The organism is Flavobacterium sp. ABG, from assembly GCF_001027725.1.
Lineage (GTDB): Bacteria > Bacteroidota > Bacteroidia > Flavobacteriales > Flavobacteriaceae > Flavobacterium > Flavobacterium cupriresistens.
This window is the reverse complement of sequence record NZ_LEKS01000002.1, coordinates 362,713-380,736: the sequence shown is the minus strand read 5'-3', so window position 1 is coordinate 380,736 and position 18,024 is coordinate 362,713. Positions and strand designations below refer to the sequence as shown.

Here is an 18,024-nt window from a genome sequence, read left to right as displayed (position 1 = left end):
CATTTAGCAGATAATGGCAATAACAATTGATTCTAATCGACAGCTTTTTTTACTTTATAAAATAGTTGGACCAAAAGAAGGAAAGCGTAGGGTTTTGTAATTGGTTTATATTTAGTGATTTAATACCGTTTTGGAATAGGTCTCATGATAAGTTGTCTTAATTTGAAAATGATTATTTATAATCTTTTTTTGATTAAAAAAAACATATACTTTTGAGGACCAAAAACAAACAATATTAAATGAGGAAACTTTACTTCTTACCCCTTTATTTTCTTTTACTTATCACTTCTTTAGCACACGGATCCGGTAACAACAAAAACAATAATTATTTTAGCGAAAACGGGAGGGATTTAGTTCTGCCTCCAACAGTTAACTTTACTTTTACCAATGATGGTGTCTGTTCGGGAACTCCGGTTACTTTTACTCCGGTGATAACGGGCAGCGGTCCTTTTAAATATTTATGGGATTTTGGAGATGGAACGACTTCTACAGATCGTAATCCTAACCATAATTTTGAGGCCCGTGGATGCGGATTTCAAAATTTCTCTGTGAAACTAACTGTTACAGATGCAAGTGGAGGAGTGAGTTCTCTAACAAAAAATGTTTCGGTTAAACAAAAACCGGATTTGAAATTTGTAGATGTAAATTCGCCTGGATCCAAGAATCCTTTTGAGCGATGCGGTGATAATAATTCGAATCCTAAATATACAATTAAGGTTGGTAACAATTCAAATTCGGTATCCTGTATTACCTCATATAATGTAGATTGGGGGGATGGAAAATTAGAAAATAATGTTGTTTTTCCTAAAACACACGATTATTTGAAATTGGGATCTTATAATATGGTCATAACCGCAATTGGTACCAACAGTTGTAGTAATGCTATCACTTATGTTGTTAAGAATTCGAATAACCCGATCGGGGCTCTTATTGCTCCGGGTAATACCACCAACTTATGCGCTCCTGTTGATCCGATGGATTTTGCAATTGGGGCTTGGGGGCTTAATCCTTCAGATACGCAATATAGAGTTGATTACGGAGATGGTATAGCATTAAATTTTACTCAGGCGCAATTAGAAGCTTCTCCGTATTATAACAGTTTAAATCCTCAGGCTTCACAAAATTTTCCTGTACCGCATAAATTTACAAGAGCGAATTGTCCAACTGGAAATACGGTGAGTTTGACTATATCGACTTCTTGCGGAAGTACTTACCTTACAGCAGGTCCAATTATTATTTTAGATGTGCCGGTAATAAGCTTTAATGTAAACTCTATTGCTTGCGTGGATTCTTATACTAGTTTTAATAATACCACTTTTGCCGGATATACGAATGATTGTAGTACTTACAATGTTTATACTTGGGATTTTGGAGACGGAAGCGCGCCTTCTCGTGAGGTTAACCCTTATCATATTTATACAAAACCGGGAAAGTATACGATTAAACTATCAGCTCAGACTCCTTGTGGAATTGGATCTTCAACGACAAGAACTATATGTGTTGAGCCAATTTTAGAACCCAATTTTACTTATGGTAATGCTTGTGCTTCCAGTGATGTTGCAATTACCAATACAACGGATACGAGTTTAAGTTGTGGTACAGAGAGTTATTATTGGGAAGTTACCAATTATTATGAAGGTTATTGTGGAAAAGAAACACCGCCAGGGTTAGGAAGAGGGCGATGGAGTTTTACAAATGGAACGTATCCGTATTCAAAAGATCCGGTTTTTAATTTTACGTTGCCAGGGACTTATTCTGTGCGATTAACCACAGTAAATTCTTGTGGAATTAAGCGTTCTATAAGTAAAGCAATAGAGGTCAAAAAACCACCTGTTACCACTTTAGACCCTATTTCAGATTTTTGTAAGTCAGCAACGATCAAGCCTGTTGGAAAAGTATTGGAAACTTGTTCTCCAAGTACTGAGATTACGTATCTCTGGAGTTTTCCGGGAGGAAGTCCAGCCTCATCGACATCATTAAATCCGGGATCGATAAACTATACGACGAGCGGAAATTACCAAGCTACTTTTAGTGTTACCAATAGCTGCGGAACAACGACAAAAACGGCTAATTTCTCGGTTAACACAGTTCTTTCGCCAATTATACAACCAAAAACTGCAAAAATTTGTAGTGGAAACAGTTTTAGGATTGCTCCGGTTACAGACGGGACAGATAATGTTCCTGCAGGGACTACTTATGTATGGTCCAATCCGGTTGTTTCACCGGCGGGTGCTGTGAGTGGCGCTTTCGGACAAACTTCTCCGGTAGCAAGTATTAGTCAGACCTTAACAAATAATACTCCCAATCGCGCAACGGTTACCTATACCATATCGCCAATATCAAAAGTTTGTCCGGGACCAGATTTTACCATTACAGTTATTGTAGACCCATTGATAAATGCAGGTGAGATCATACAGAAAATTACTTGTAACGGATTGAGTGATGGTGCCATCAGTTTAAATGTGGTTGGAGGTATTCCTTTTACAACAGGAAAACCTTATACATTTAGTTGGGCAGGTCCAAACGGATTTACAAGTACAGATGAAGACATTTCTAATCTGAAATCAGGATATTATTATTTAACAATTAGTGATAATGGGAATTGTCCATTTTCTAAAACGTATTATGTTGAAGAACCTGGTTTGTTTCAATCATCGGGATACAAAAATGATATAACTTGTTTTGGAGCTGATAACGGAATAATTAATGTAAGTCCAACAGGAGGAACAAAACCTTATACTTTTGTTTGGACAAAGGATGGAAACCCTTATAGTAATAATTCCGGTAATTTAAAAAATTTAACCAAAGGAGTTTATAAAGTTACCATTACCGAAGTTAATAATTGTAATGTATTAGAAGATACGTATACCATTATAGAGCCGCCATTATTAAAAGCAAGTCTGGTAAAACAGGTTGATATTTTATGTTATGGAGACTACACAGGAGAAATCACGGTAGATGTTGTTGGCGGAAGAGGGAATGAGACTGCTCCAGGTGTTTTTGAATATTACTACAGATGGACCGGTCCGAATGGATTTAATAGTTATTCTAAAAATTTAACGAATGTTGCCGCAGGAACTTATAATTTAACGGTTACAGATAATTCAGGTTGTACAGATGTATTAGAGGTTAAATTACTGCAAAACGATGAAATAAAAATAGATTACACCAAAGGCGAAATTGCCTGTTATAATTATTCAGATGCTTTCATAAAGATAAAGAGTATTACCGGGGGAGTTCCGTTTACAACAGGAGAACCGTACCTTATAAAATGGAGCAATTTAGGGACCGGATACGAACAAAATAATTTGTCAGCCGGAAGTTACTTAATTACCATAACAGACGCTCTGACTTGTACAAAGGAATTTCCTATAGTCATTGATAATGCGCCTGTTTTTTCTATGAATCCTGATGTAAAACAAATCTCTTGTTTTGGAGAAAAAGATGCCCACATTCGATTAAATCTTGTTGGAGGTAAGGCTCCCGTGACTTTGGTTTGGGCTGACGATGCTACAGCCGGTATTGAACGAAATAATCTTGGACAGGGAAAATATACCGTAAAGGTTATCGATGCTAAAGGATGTAAATTTGAAGAAGAGTTCATTATTGTAGAACCTTTATTATTAGAATTAAATGCAGATGTTACAAATCCGCTAAGCTGTACAGAAGCCAATACGGGAGGAGTAAATTTAGTAGTAACCGGAGGTACCCCTCCATTTATATACTCTTGGTCTAACGGTGCAGCAACTGAAGATCTGGAAAATCTTATACCGGGAAATTATACCGTTAAAGTTACCGACAAAAACGGTTGTCAAAAGTCTGGATCCTGGAAGATAACCAGATTCGAGCAACTTACTCCCAGCATAGAAGTATTAACTGATTTTAATTGTGATACCAAATATGTTAAACAAACCTTTGTCGGACATGTAAAAGGAGGTATTCCGCCTTATACATTAAGTTGGTCTGACGGTGTAATTAGCGGCGTTAATAACGAAATAATGAATACTGAAAATAATGGATTAATTATATTCAGTGTGAAAGATAGTTTCGGTTGTATAGCAGATTTCCCATACAATGTGAATACGCCGGTTTTAGGTACTGCTGATTTTTCTGTGAGTTCTTATGGTAAAGACATTTATGATTTGTATTCAATTTACGACCCTATTTTGTTTACCAATTTAGCAACCGGAGATTTTACAGCAGTTTCATGGGATTTTGGAGATGGTAATTTTTCAGATGAGATAAGTCCAAAACACAGTTATACCAGAGTAGGGAACTATACTATAAAACAAACTGTAACCTATCCTTTCGGTTGTCAGTATGTTTACACCATGACAATTAAGGTAGAAAAAGGATACAGTCTAATGATACCTAATGCCTTTACACCTAATAATGACGGATTAAATGACAGTTTTGCACCTTTATTTCTTGGTTTAGATAACATAACACTGGAAGTTTTTGATACCTGGGGTGGAATGGTATATTCCGAAACGGGTACAAACATCAGCGGATGGAATGGAAGAGTAAAAGATTTAGTGGCCGAAAACGGGAACTACTATTTTAAAATTACTGCTAAAACATTCTATAAACATACGGTTACAGAAAAGGGCGCATTCACTTTAATTAAATAAAAGCAACAGATTAACAAAATGAAATTAAAATTACTTATTACAATTATTACATGTTGTTTTTATTCTAAAGTGACAGCGCAGGATCCCATTTTTACCCAATATTTCTTAGTTCCGGAAACTTTAAATCCAGGTTTTTCAGGTTTTATGGAAACTACTTATGCCGGAATTATACATCGCGAACAATGGCCGGATCTTGACCTGAGAGTAGATACCGATTACGCCTTTGTGAATACCTGGAGTGAAAGTCTAAATAGTGGTCTTGGACTAAGCGTTCTAAATCAAAGAGAAAATTTAAGCAAATACAATTACACACAAGTTAATGCCAACTATGCTTACAGAGTTCGAATAAATGATGATTGGTATTTCAGACCCGGAATTGAAGCCGGTTTTGGATTGAAATCATTTGCGTTTCAAAATTTATTACTCGAAGATCAGATTAACATTCGTACAGGAGCCGTAAACAGCAGTTCTGCAGATCCATTGTTGCGTAATGATAAAGTTAACTTTTTTGATGTTTCGGCCGGAATGGTTTTTAATACCGATGCCCTTTGGATCGGATTATCGATGAAACATTTAAACAGACCTAATATCGCATTCAGCGGTGATGAAAATGTGCCTCTTGAGACTTTTTTCTCTCTAAGTTCGGGATATGAATTTCGCGTAGCTGATTATATAGATGTGCAGTTTTTTCCGTATGAAACCAAAATGTTTGTAACCTCCAACTATATGCAACAAGGGCGTTACAATAGATTGGATGTTGGAGCTTCGGTACTTTTTGAGCGAATGTTTTTTGGAGCTACTGCCGTTACAAATCCTTCTAAGAATGGTGCCAAAAGAGATTTGCTTACCTCTGTAAATCTTTTTACAGGATTGCAATACGAGCATTTGAAACTAGGTTTTTCGTATGATATAAATACTTCTGGTATCGGAAAAACAGGAGGCGTTTACGAACTCCTTTTAACGTATCAATTTAATTTGGACAAAAAATGTTTTGGTTGTCCAAATTATGCCGGGAATTAAATAAAAACATTACCGTAGAGACGCACTGCTGTGCGTCTCTACAATGCGTATTTACAACGATGGCGTGATTATAACAATATATTCACAACAATAAAATTTCTCGTTTAATATTCTCTCGGGCCTCTTTTTCAAATTGATGTCTAAATTCCTCTGTCTGAAATATATATTCATTTTCTAAAAAATGTTCCAGTGCCTTTTTCCTGCCGGGATTGTATAGAAAATCAGGATAGATACGATACTCCTTTCTAATCTGGTTAAAGTAGATTTGATAATCATTCCAATCTTTAGCAAGTATTTTTAAATCAAAATCAATAAACCAATTGATATCTTCAATGTCATTTTGCTGGTGGGATTGTGTTGCACAAATAGCATCAAATATTAATTTTTTATCCAGTAGAGACGCACTGCTGTGCGTCTCTAATTTCAACGCATATTCGGCACTTTTGAGCTCATTATCCTTTCGTGTGGCTTTATAAATGTAGTCGTGGTAGAAAATGCTAAACAAAATTTCATCCGGATTTTTGAGACGATTTTGATATTCATCAAACAATTCAATCATTTCTTTCAAATGATTTAAATTATGATAATGCCTTGATTTGCCGGAATACGCTTTTTCTAAATCAAGCCACAAAGCCTCAATTTCATTAGCGCTAAAGCCAATTCGGCTAAACAAATCGGTATACTTTTCTTGTAAATTCATATAAGAGATTTAATCAAAAATACAATTTTTATTTCACTACGCAGAATAATTGCGCAGTGGTTTTGAAATCTTTGTTCAAGAAATAAAACAAGTTCATAGAAATAGAAATTGAGTTGATCAGGTCAAGTGTAAGTTACTTCGAAAACTTTCCAAATTTACTTATACAATTATCTTTTAAACTCAAACATACAATTGGGGCAGTAGCTCAGCGGTTAGAGCAATGTTAGTTTTGAAATTACCTTTAAAAGGCCAATTAAAACTTACTTCCGCCTGTCACGCCATCGGTCGTGGGTTCGAACCCCACCTGCTCCACAATTAATGGTCAAATAAAACTTACTTCAGAACACGGCTAATTTCGGTTCGAATCCGAACAAGTTTTAGAATTATCATTAATAAAACAGAGGGTCAAGATTAACTTACTTCTTCGCGGTAACCCGCTCCCATTAGTTCAGTTAATCCATTACCCTCAAATTTAAGGTCAAGTGTTTCTTACTTCAAAATCTTTAGGGTAGAATCAGAAACACCATTATCTAAATTTTTAAAATTAAAAAAAAATGAAAACAAAAGAAGTAGTAAAAATCAGTTTACGTCAAAATGCTATTTTTATTCCAAGTGAATACATAGCCAATGATATCAAAAAATTATCGGCAACTACATCGGTTTTAGCAGCCAATGTTTCTAAACTCGGATTTACCTTTTCGGAATCCTTATTGCATGCTTTAAACAATGTAAGCCCGAATTACAAAGTAGATGTTTTAGAGGTATTAAAAGAGGTTTTAGGAACAGGGAAAAACTGGACACCTTTGGTTAAAGAATGGAATATTCCAACAGGAGAATCTGTTTTTGATCACGTAGCCACTTTTTTTGCTAATGTTTTTAATAGAACCAATGGTACGAATTTGCCATGTGGACATATCATTCCCGATCATACTTTCCCTTTAGAAAGATATAACGGTTGCCCGTTTTGTGGCACTCCATTTGAATTTGGTAAAATCGAAAAGTTCGGTCAGGGAAGTAAATTAAAAGTGCTTGAATTGTGGGATGAAACAGCGCTGGAAGACTTTTATAAATCGTTATTGCAATCTAAAACCGCTTTAGACGCAACGCAGGTCGAAAGCTTAAAAACAGCTATGAAATACTTGCCTTTGCCAAAGGAAGAGATTGCAATTAAAGAAACTTTGATGTTGGTGATCGATGTTTTAATTGAAAACGGTCAGGCTGAAAATGTGACTCCCTATTTTAAAACACCAACTGATATCTTACGATATTTATGGTTTAAAAATACTGGTTTATTGCAAATTATCGAGCCAAAAACAATCGTAAAAAGAGCATCTAAAAACGGACAACATTTCAATTTTGGTGCAGATCAAAGCGCACAGTCTAAAGTTTTGGCTAAAAAAGATTTGAAACTTAAATATTCGAGAAAAGAATGTTTGATGGTCGCTTCCTGGTTAAATCATTTAGATATGGATGTTGAGACGATGTGCGAAATCATGCATCCAAAAAGAGGAATGTGGGTGCGTTTTATAAGAGCGTTGCGTTTGGCTGAATACAGTAAAAGAAAAGGTTTTGAAAAATTAGCCGATTTATTAGATGTATTTTACAACCAAACCTATGAAGTTTGGCAAAGTAAAATTACTACAGCCCGATTAAAATTTGACGCAGCTAAAACATTTGACTTATTGAAACAACGTCCGGGTTTGTTTGCACGTTCGTTATTTTCGAATATGCTTTGGTTTGGTGCAGACGAAACGATTGCACATTTTTCTGAAATTATCGATAAAGTTCCGGCAAGATTGATTTTTACATTGAATATGTATGCACAAAATTATTTTGATAAAAACATGCAGAGAAGTGTGAAACCTTTGGGCGGAACTAATAAACGAGTAAATCCAAATGCGTTGTTAGGATTGTATGACGAATTGCAATTAGAAGAGATGAAAAATCAGATTGAGGATTTGTGTATTTTGGCTATGAAAAAAAGATTCGCAGCGATTAAAAATACCAATAAAACGATTTATATCGATTCGCAATTGTACAACATGCCCGTTTCGATTGGTGACCGAAGCGATTCTGTTCAGGATTTACCGGTAGCTTTAATGGGAACCCGTTTTCCGATTGAAGGCAACGAAGTGCGATTGTTTATGCAATGGGGGGTAGATTTACTGGCGCAACATTTGGATATGGATTTAAGCTGTCATATCGCTTATGAAAACAATGCCGATATCTGTTCTTTTAGCAGATTATCAACAAAAGGTTGTCAGCATAGTGGTGATATCAGAAGTATTCCGAATAAAATTGGAACAGCTGAATACATCAACATCAATATAGACGAATTGGCAAAAGCCAACGCAAAATTTGTGACCTTTACCTGCAATGCATATAGCAACGGAAGTATTTCGCCAAACCTCGTTGTAGGCTGGATGAACAGTAAATATCCGATGAAAATTTCGGAGAGAACCGGAGTTGCTTACGATCCGTCTTGCGTAGATCATCAGGTTCGTGTGACACAAAGTGCTGCGAAAGGTTTGGTTTTTGGAGTCTTGGATGTAGCCAAAAGAGAAATCGTTTGGTTAGAGATGACTTTCGGAGGTCAGGTGGTACAAGGTTTGGATTTTAAAGGAGTTCAGGCATTGTTAGCAAAATTGAACAGTAAATTAAATATCGGTAGTCTGTTACAATTAAAAGCGGAAGCTCAAAATTTGACAATCACCGATGATGAAAATGCTGATGAGGTGTATAACGCACAATGGGCAATGAACGCTGCTGCGGTTACACAATTATTTATAGATTAGGAAGGAAACCACGAATTCTTAAGAGTTCGTGGTTTTTGCTATTATAAATAGGACGTTCCCAAGGGATTGAATTTTGATGCGTGTTATTTTTTCAACGTATTGAAATCCGTTGCTAGAATATTTGTCGTTCCTGTGGAATTGAATTTTGATACACGTCATTTTTCAACGGATTGAAATCCGTTGCTATAATATTTTTCATTCCTATGGAATTGAATTTTGATGCACGTCATTTTTCAACGGATTGAAATCCGTTGCTATAATATTTGTCGTTCCTATGGAACTTAATTTTGATACACGTCATTTTTCAACGTATTGAAATCCGTTGCTAGAATATTTGTCGTTCCTATGGAACTGAATTTTGATACACGTCATTTTTCAACGTATTGAAATCCGTTGCTAGAATATTTGTCGTTCCTATGGAATTGAATTTTGATGCGTGTTATTTTTTCAACGTATTGAAATCTGTTGGTAGAATATTTGTCGTTGCTATGGAATTGAATTTTGATACACGTCATTTTTCAATGGATTGAAATCCGTTGCTATAATTTTTTTCATTCCTATGGAATTGAATTTTGATACGCGTTATTTTTTCAACGGATTGAAATCTGTTGCTATGATATTTTTCATTCCTATGGAATTGAATTTTGTTACGTGTTATTTTTTCAACGGATTGAAATCTGTTGCTATAATATTTATCGTTTCTATCGAACTTTTTTTTGTTTTTTACTTTGTAACTATAGCAAATTAAAATTCATGTTATCCCATATTTCTTTTTTGAAGATTATTAAATATAAAAAATGCCATTTATAATCTGGTAAAATTTAAGGAATATTATTTATTATAATAGTTAAAGTAAGTTCCATCGGAACGATTTCATTTTTAGCAACGGATTTTAATCCGTTGAAAAATAACGTGCATCAAAATTTAGTTCCGTAGGAACGGCACATATAATATGTTTAACAGTTAGAATAATTTAAACTACGCAAAATAATTGCGTACTTAATTTTGAATCTTTGTTTGAAAGATTAGAACACATGAATACAACACTTTTACAAGAAATGATTTCCAAAAACTATGTCAAGGTAAACAAACACCCTAAGCATAATTTATATATCTACAATTATACTCAAAATGCACAATTTGAGAGAATATGGAATGAAATTACATTAAGTTGCAGAGGGCTGATTTTAGATGAAGATTTTAATATCGTGGGGAGACCTTTTGCAAAATTTTTTAATTTGGGTGAATGTGAAAATCAAATACTTCCTAAATCTTCTTTTGAAGTCTATGATAAAATGGACGGCTCGATGGGAATTTTATATTGGATCGAAGAGGTCCCGTTTATGGCAAGCCGGGGTTCATTTGCCAGCGACCAATCCGATAAAGCAAATGAAATGCTACATGGAAAATATAAGGATTCCTGGCCGCTTTTAGATAAAAATAAAACCTATTTGTTTGAGATTATTTATCCCCAGAACCGTATTGTTTTAGATTACGGAACTTCGGAAGAGTTGGTTTTACTGGCGGTTATTGATACACAATCCGGAGAAGAATTTCCGCTTGAAGATATTGGTTTTCCAATAGTTGAAAAGTACGATGGAATCAGCGATATCCATATGTTGTCTGCAATGAATAAAGAAAATAAAGAGGGGTTTGTGATTAAATATTCCAATAACTTCAGGGTGAAAATTAAGTTCGAAGAATACCTTCGTTTGCATCGAATTATCACGCAGGTTTCTAATCTGAATATTTGGGAATATCTGAGAACCAATCAATCGATGGAAGAAGTTTTAGAACGGGTACCCGATGAATTTTTCGGCTGGGTTAAACAAACCAAAACCGATTTAGAAAACAAGTATGCCGTAATCGAAAAGCAATGCCAAAAAGATTTTAAAGTTCTGGAATCGGTAAAAGAAACAGCGCTCTATTTTTTGACTTGTAAACATCCAAGTATACTATTTTCGATGCTTAAAAATAGAGACTATTCGCCCATAATCTGGAAAATGATTCGGCCAACATTTGAAAAACCGTTTAATAAAGGAGAAGAATAAAATGAGAAAAGTAATTTTAATGAAAGGATTGCCTGGAAGCGGCAAATCGACTTTGGCAAAAAAGATAATTTCAGAAAATCCTGAAACATACAAACGTATTAATAGAGATGATTTGCGTGCTATGTTTGATAACGGATTTACAAGTCAGAAAAACGAGAAGTTTGTCAAAAAAATTCGTGATATCTTAATCACAAAATCTCTTGAAGAGGGAAAAAGTCTTGTGATTGATGATACTAATTTGTCTGAAACAAATCTTAGACGTGTTTCACAATTGGTAGAAGAATACAACGCAAAATTTAATGAAAAAGTGCTGGTTGAAGTAATAGAAGTAAACACTGATGTTGAAGTTTGTATAGAAAGAGATGCCTCGAGAGCAAAACCGGTTGGAGAAAAAGTAATCCGAAAAATGCACCGTCAGTTTTTCAAAGATTCTCCTGAATACTGTGTTCAAAATTCGGAGCTGCCAAAAGCCATTATCTGTGACCTCGACGGAACTCTGGCCTTAATGAATGGAAGAAACCCCTTTGATGCCAGCAAATGTGATGAAGACGAATTGAATAATCCGGTAGCTAATGTATTAAGAAACTACAAGAAATTGGGTTACAAAATACTCTTAGTTTCAGGAAGAGAAGACCAATACAGAGAACCGACTTTACGTTTCCTGGCAAAACACGAAATCGGTTACGATGCTCTAATCATGAGAAAAACAAAAGACTATAGAAAAGATTCAATCATTAAAACTGAGATTTACAATGAATTTATCAAGGATAATTATTTTGTTGAATTTGTATTAGACGACAGAAATCAAGTAGTAGATACCTGGAGAAATGATTTGAAGTTGCCGTGTTTTCAGGTCTATTACGGGGATTTTTAGGGGAAAGGGCTTCGACTTCGCTCAGCCTGACAAATGGAGGGAGAAAGGTGCTGAGGTTCTGAGAGAAAAAAACTTTGCGCTTTTGCGGCTTTGCGAGAAATTTTTGGGAAAGGTTCAAAGGTACAGAGGAACAAAGGTGTTGAGTTACTGAGGTTCTGAGAAAATTTCTTATTTGCACGATTGTCACCCTGAGCGAAGTCGAAGGCTGGTTAAGATAAAAGGGGCTTCGACTTCGCTCAGCCTGACAGATGGGGAGAGAGAAAGATGCTGAGGTTCTGAGATAGAGAAACTTTGCGTCTTTGCTTAAAAAAAATAAAAAAATACATGTTAGCAAGCATTTCACTTCTAACATTAAACATTTCACAAGAAAAAAAAATGAAAACATATATAGACATAGGTATCAACCTAACCAATAAACAATTCCAAAACGATATAGACGATATCGTACAAGACGCAATAGATGCCGATGTAACAAAAATGATCCTTACGGGAACAAGCATAAGAAACAGCGAAGAATCATCAAAGATTGCCAAACAATATACGGGGGTTTTATACTCTACTGCGGGAATACATCCGCATGATGCGAAGAGTTTTGACCATCAGAGTATTTCGAAACTAAAGGACTTACTACAGCAGAAACATGTTGTTTCAGTAGGAGAGTGCGGACTCGATTTTGATCGTGATTTTTCGCCCAGAAACGTGCAGGAAGACTGTTATAAAGCCCATTTAGAATTAGCGGTCGAGATTCAGAAGCCTTTGTTTCTTCACGAAAGAGCTGCTTTCACACGTTTTATGAGTATTACAAGCGAGTATTTACCGAAATTGCCCAAAGCCGTTGTACATTGTTTTACGGGAACTCTGCAAGAAGCTAAGACCTATCTCGATAACGGATTTTATCTTGGTTTTACAGGAGCAATATCAGACAGTAAACGTTTTGAACACTTAAAAGAAGTCATTCAATACGTACCACTCGACAAAATAATGATCGAAACCGATGCGCCCTTTATGCTCCCGAAAAATGTTCCAAACAGCCTCTTAAAGAAATACCACGAACGCCGTTGCGAACCTGCATTTCTGCCTTATGTGGCAGGAACGATTGCACAGTTTAAAGGCATTCCTTTAGATAAAGTAGCGGAAGAAACGACAAAGAATGCGAAGAGCTTTTTTGGAATTTAGATGCAGAGAGGTAAAGTTGCAAAGTTTCTTAGAAAAAAAACTTTGCGCTTTTGCGACTTTTCGAGAAATAATTTCAACAGCAAAACGAATGCAAATTTCAGCAATAATCTGTTTAGTTTATCGCAGGAGGATAATGCTTACCTTCGGTCTTTAACTTCATAAAAATGAACTGCAACATATCATTTAAAGAAAGAGCAAAAATTGGTATGGAAATACTAGCAAAGCAAAAACCTGTTACGTTAGAGCAAGCCAGAGCACAAGCAAAATGGCTTAGCGAAAGTAACACATCAAAAGAAAAAAATTAAAATGACCATACAAGACCTAAAATCCCAAAACCTGATTCTTTTTGAAGTTATTTCAGGAAGTAAATCTTTTGGGTTAAATACACCCGCTTCCGATACCGATATAAAAGGAGTTTATTATCTCCCGAAAGAGAAATTCTTTGGTTTAGAGTATATTCCGCAAATAGCAAACGAAACCAACGATGAGGTCTATTACGAAATCGGTCGTTTTGTGGAATTGCTCCTAAAGAATAACCCCAATATCCTAGAGATTCTTGCTACTCCCGAAGATTGTATACGGTACAAACACCCGTTGATGGATTGTTTAAAGATAGAAGACTTTCTGTCTAAACTCTGCAAAGATTCTTTTGGTGGATATGCCGTATCACAGATTAAAAAAGCGAGAGGTTTAAACAAGAAAATCGTCAATCCAATGCCGAAGGAAAAGAAAAGCCTTTTAGATTTTTGTTATATCCTAAAAGGTTACGAAACAATTTCTTTGGCTGCCTATCTGACAGAAAATAACCTAAATCAGGAGCAATGCGGATTGGTGAATCTACCGAACTCCAAAGGAATGTTTGCTTTGTTTTACGATGCCGATAGCACATTGGGTTACAAAGGAATTATACAAAAAGAAACCTCAAATGATGTTTCGCTTTCGTCTGTTCCTAAAGGTCAAAATAGCATTGCTTATTTATCCTGCAACCAAGACGGTTATTCGAAATACTGTAAAGAATATACCGATTATTGGAGCTGGATCGAGAAACGAAACGAAGACCGCTACAACACCAATCAGCAACACGGTAAAAATTACGACAGTAAAAACATGATGCACACCATCCGACTTTTGCAAACCGCTGAGCAAATTGGTTCTACCGGAAAACTGAATATAAAAGTTAACAATCGGGAGGAATTATTAGACATAAAAGCCGGAAACAGAGCATACGATGACTTACTGCAAATGGCTGATGATTTGATTGTTTCTATTGAAAGTTATTATAAAACTTCGGCTATGCAAGAAGCTCCGGATGAAGAGAAGATTATAAAGACTTTGATTAAGATCCGGAGAAAATTGTATCAATAACAAGAAAGCGTTTTAGTTTTAAAACGCTTTTTTTATGTTTTAAAATTAGGTGTTTATACTTGATTTTATGGTTGTTTGTTTTAGGTATATTTGAGAATGCTTCAATTTTAAGATTTATGGAAATCCGTAAAGTTGTTGACGAATTTGAAATTAAATTTGTTAGTAGAAGTGAAAATATATAATTAGAAATTTTAGTTATTTAAAACAATGTAATTTAAATTAGGATGAGTACAATTAATAGAGGTTCAGAATGGAGAAAATGGGATTTGCATATTCATACACCGGAAACAAAGCTTGCAAATAATTTTAAAATAAGTGAATCAGAAAACTTATGGGATAAATATTGTGAGCTAATTGAAAAGTCTGATGTGGAAGTTTTTGGTATTACAGACTATTTTACAGTTGATAGTTATTTTAAGTTCATCGGAAAATTTAAATCTAAGTTTCCTCTTTCAAAAAAAGTATTTTTTCCAAATGTTGAATTTAGATTGAGCGATAAAAATAAGGATGCTGAACATATCCAATTTCACATTATTTTTTCTAATAATAAAGAAACGACTGAAAAAATAGTGCTTTTTTTGTCAAGACTTCCTTTGATTTCGACAGATGATTTTAATTTAACATCTAAGTTTTGTAGTGAAAAAGATCTATCAGAAGTTACATTTAAGAAAGCTATGGTCAGTTTAGATGTTACGATTGAGAAATTAAAAGAAAATTTTAGTTCAGGAGAATACATTGTTATTAGTCTTGCGAGCGGTTACGGCTCTTTAAGACCTGGTAAATCTGATACAAGAGGTGCAGAATATGCAAAAGAGATTGACAAAAAATGTAAAGCTTTCTTTGGGTCATCTAAGGATGTTGATTTTTATCTTAATAAAAAAGATGGAAGAAAAGCGTATAATCTAAAATTGAAACCAGTTTTCAATGGATCTGATGCCCACTCTTTTCAAAATTTAACGGATAAACTTGGAAAGAACTTTACTAAAATTGATGAAAAGGGGCAAATTTGCGATTATTCTGAAATAACATGGATTAAGGCAGAAAAGACCTTCGAAGGTTTACAGCAGGTTTTAAATGAACCGGAAAACAGAGTTTTTATCGGTGATTATCCTATAGTTCTCGGAAGAATTAAAGAATTTCCAAATAAGTATGTTGACTCAATAGAGATCAATCAGATTGATCGATATGATGAAAAGGATGGTATCTGGTTTAAGAATCAAAAAACATATATTAATCCAGAACTAACGGTAATAATTGGGAATAAAGGAAAGGGTAAAAGTGCCATAACAGATGTTATTGGATTGTGTGGAAATTCACAAAGGCAAAAAGATTTTTCTTTTTTGAATGTTAAAAAGTTTAAAAAGAAAGATTTAGCTAAAAGTTTTAATTCAATATTATTATGGTTTGATGGAAATAAAATTGAAAAAAATCTAAATGATTTAGTAGACGAAAATTCTATTGAAAAAGTGAAATATATCCCACAAAACTTTTTTGAAGAGTTGTGTAATAATATTGATGATGATAAAGCTTTTCGAAGAGAAATAAATGATGTTGTTTTTAGGCATATTGATGAAACGGAAAGACTTAATAAAAATTCTTTTGATGATTTTGTTCGTGAAAAGCAAACAATAATTTACGATCAAATAAAGTCTATTAAGGATAAAATTTCTGAATTAAATATTGATATCATTGAAAAACAGATTAAAACGGGAAAAAATAATATCGAGAGTTTAAAAAGTAACCTTAAAGAAAAAGAAACAGAATTAGAAAATTTAAAAAAAAATGCACCTGTTAAAACTTATGATGAAAGCCTCGTAAGTGATTTAGATAATAATCCTATTTTTATAAATGCAAAGGAAATTTCGTTATCGATTTCTTCGCTTAAAGAACAAGAAAAAGTAAATTTTGAGAGATTAACAATTATTAATTCTGATATTTTAAAATTAAATCAATTAGAAGAAAGAATTAAAAGACAAGAAATATCTATTAATGATTTTATTAAGGACGAAACATTAAACTTAATAGAATTTGGTATTAGCCCACAAAAAGTCTTTTCTCAAAAAATTGTATTTAATATAAGTGAAATTGCTAGTAAAATTGTATTACTTGAAAATGAAAAATTGACTATAGAGATTAACCTAGGTAAAGTGATTTATGATGAAGTATTTCATTCGTATTTGAATATTGATACTAATAATTTTATTAATGATAGAATAACTAAACTTGCTTCCGAACAGGATGTTCTATTGAATGGTTTGAAGGGTAATATAAAAGCGTTTCAGGAATTTGTGAAGCTTGAAAATGAATGGAAAGAAAAACAAGAAATTTTACTTGGAGATGAAACGGGTAAAAAATTAAATACAATAAACTATTTTAAAAAGGAAATTGAAAGATGTGAAAAAGATTATGTTGCCGATCTCATGGAATTAAAAGCAGATAGAATTTCTTTATCTATTGATATCTATAATAAGAAAAAAGAAATCATCGATATTTATTTGTCTTTAAAAAGTAATATTGAAAAGATAATAGACAATAACAGTGATAAGATTAAAGAGTATAATATTAATATTGATGCCACGTTCGAAATAAATATATTCATTATCAATTTTTTAGAGTATATCAATAAGAATATTGCGGGAACATTTTATGGTAATAATGAAGCCGAACGAATTATTAAAGAGTTAATTAACTCTACAGACATTAATAATAAAGAATCTTTCCAAGAATTTTTAGAAGATATCCAATCTAAATTTGAGAACAATGGAGGAAAAAATGAATCTCCGTTTATCCAATTGAAGCAAAATAAAGAACCTTTAGATTTTTATAATTTCATTTTTGCATTAGATTTTCTAAAAGAAAAATATGAATTAAAACTTGATGGTAAAAGTATAGAACAACTTTCTCCTGGTGAAAGAGGAGCAGCTTTAATTGTATTTTATTTATTGTTAGATAATAATGATATTCCGTTAATTATTGATCAACCAGAGGATAATTTAGATAATCATAGTGTTTATAAAATTTTAGTTCCATTCATTAAAGATGCAAAGAAAAGAAGGCAAATTATAATTGTAACTCATAATCCTAATCTTGCAATTGTGTCAGATGCAGAATTGGTTCTTCACGTTAATATAGATAAGGAAAATAAAAATACTTTTTCATTTAATGTTGGTGCAATTGAGAATAAAAGAATTAATAATGCAATTGTCGATATTTTAGAAGGGACTGAGCCTGCATTTATTAAAAGGAAAGAGAAGTATGGTTTTTAATATAGAATAATTATATTTTGATATCAATTTTCAATATGTCAGATAAAAATATTTTAGTTAAGTAGTTTTAATAGGTAAAAACTTAGTTTGTTATAAAAATTAATATCTTTGCAATTGTCAAAAACACTTCGAGGTCTAATATTTTT

Annotated in this window: 10 protein-coding genes and 1 tRNA gene; 10 read left to right on the top strand and 1 reads right to left on the bottom strand. The window is 33.7% G+C overall.

Features of this window, described 5'->3' with window-relative positions; genetic code table 11:
- Positions 1-239 precede the first annotated feature (239 nt).
- Positions 240-4,631 carry a T9SS C-terminal target domain-containing protein gene (locus AB674_RS02870; RefSeq protein WP_047773675.1) on the top strand — a complete coding sequence of 1,464 codons (4,392 nt, stop codon included), beginning with the start codon at positions 240-242 and terminating at the stop codon, positions 4,629-4,631.
- An 18-nt stretch (positions 4,632-4,649) separates the two neighbouring features.
- A complete protein-coding gene (locus AB674_RS02865) occupies positions 4,650-5,651 on the top strand; it encodes a type IX secretion system membrane protein PorP/SprF (RefSeq protein ID WP_047773673.1) in 1,002 nt (333 codons plus the stop codon).
- 82 nt (positions 5,652-5,733) lie between these two features.
- Here the strand turns inward: AB674_RS02865 and AB674_RS02860 are convergent, their stop codons facing one another.
- On the bottom strand, positions 5,734-6,351 hold the full coding sequence (locus AB674_RS02860) for a hypothetical protein (protein ID WP_047773670.1): 618 nt from the start codon (positions 6,349-6,351) through the stop codon (positions 5,734-5,736).
- 194 nt (positions 6,352-6,545) lie between these two features.
- Between AB674_RS02860 and AB674_RS22745 the strand changes: the two genes are divergently transcribed.
- The 8 genes from AB674_RS22745 to AB674_RS02825 all read left to right on the top strand — a co-directional run bounded on the left by AB674_RS22745 (position 6,546) and on the right by AB674_RS02825 (position 17,878).
- Positions 6,546-6,663: transfer RNA gene (locus AB674_RS22745), tRNA-OTHER, on the top strand.
- 242 nt (positions 6,664-6,905) lie between these two features.
- The gene (locus tag AB674_RS02855; protein ID WP_047773668.1) at positions 6,906-9,146 is read left to right on the top strand and encodes a prokaryotic RING finger family 4; all 2,241 of its coding nucleotides are present in this window, start codon (positions 6,906-6,908) and stop codon (positions 9,144-9,146) included.
- A 1,034-nt stretch (positions 9,147-10,180) separates the two neighbouring features.
- Complete coding sequence (locus AB674_RS02845; protein WP_053004184.1) at positions 10,181-11,197, top strand: RNA ligase; 1,017 nt, start codon at positions 10,181-10,183, stop codon at positions 11,195-11,197.
- 1 nt (position 11,198) lies between these two features.
- Entirely contained in the window at positions 11,199-12,071 is an 873-nt protein-coding gene (locus AB674_RS02840; protein ID WP_047773663.1) for an AAA family ATPase, read from the top strand.
- 375 nt (positions 12,072-12,446) lie between these two features.
- Positions 12,447-13,247 carry a TatD family hydrolase gene (locus AB674_RS02835; protein ID WP_047773791.1) on the top strand — a complete coding sequence of 267 codons (801 nt, stop codon included), beginning with the start codon at positions 12,447-12,449 and terminating at the stop codon, positions 13,245-13,247.
- A gap of 164 nt (positions 13,248-13,411) precedes the next feature.
- Positions 13,412-13,552, top strand: coding sequence for a hypothetical protein (locus AB674_RS22740; protein WP_165579344.1), 141 nt, complete (start codon positions 13,412-13,414; stop codon positions 13,550-13,552).
- A gap of 1 nt (position 13,553) precedes the next feature.
- Entirely contained in the window at positions 13,554-14,612 is a 1,059-nt protein-coding gene (locus tag AB674_RS02830; protein ID WP_047773661.1) for a DNA polymerase beta superfamily protein, read from the top strand.
- Between the two features lie 224 nt (positions 14,613-14,836).
- Entirely contained in the window at positions 14,837-17,878 is a 3,042-nt protein-coding gene (locus AB674_RS02825; RefSeq protein ID WP_047773659.1) for a TrlF family AAA-like ATPase, read from the top strand.
- Positions 17,879-18,024 lie beyond the last annotated feature (146 nt).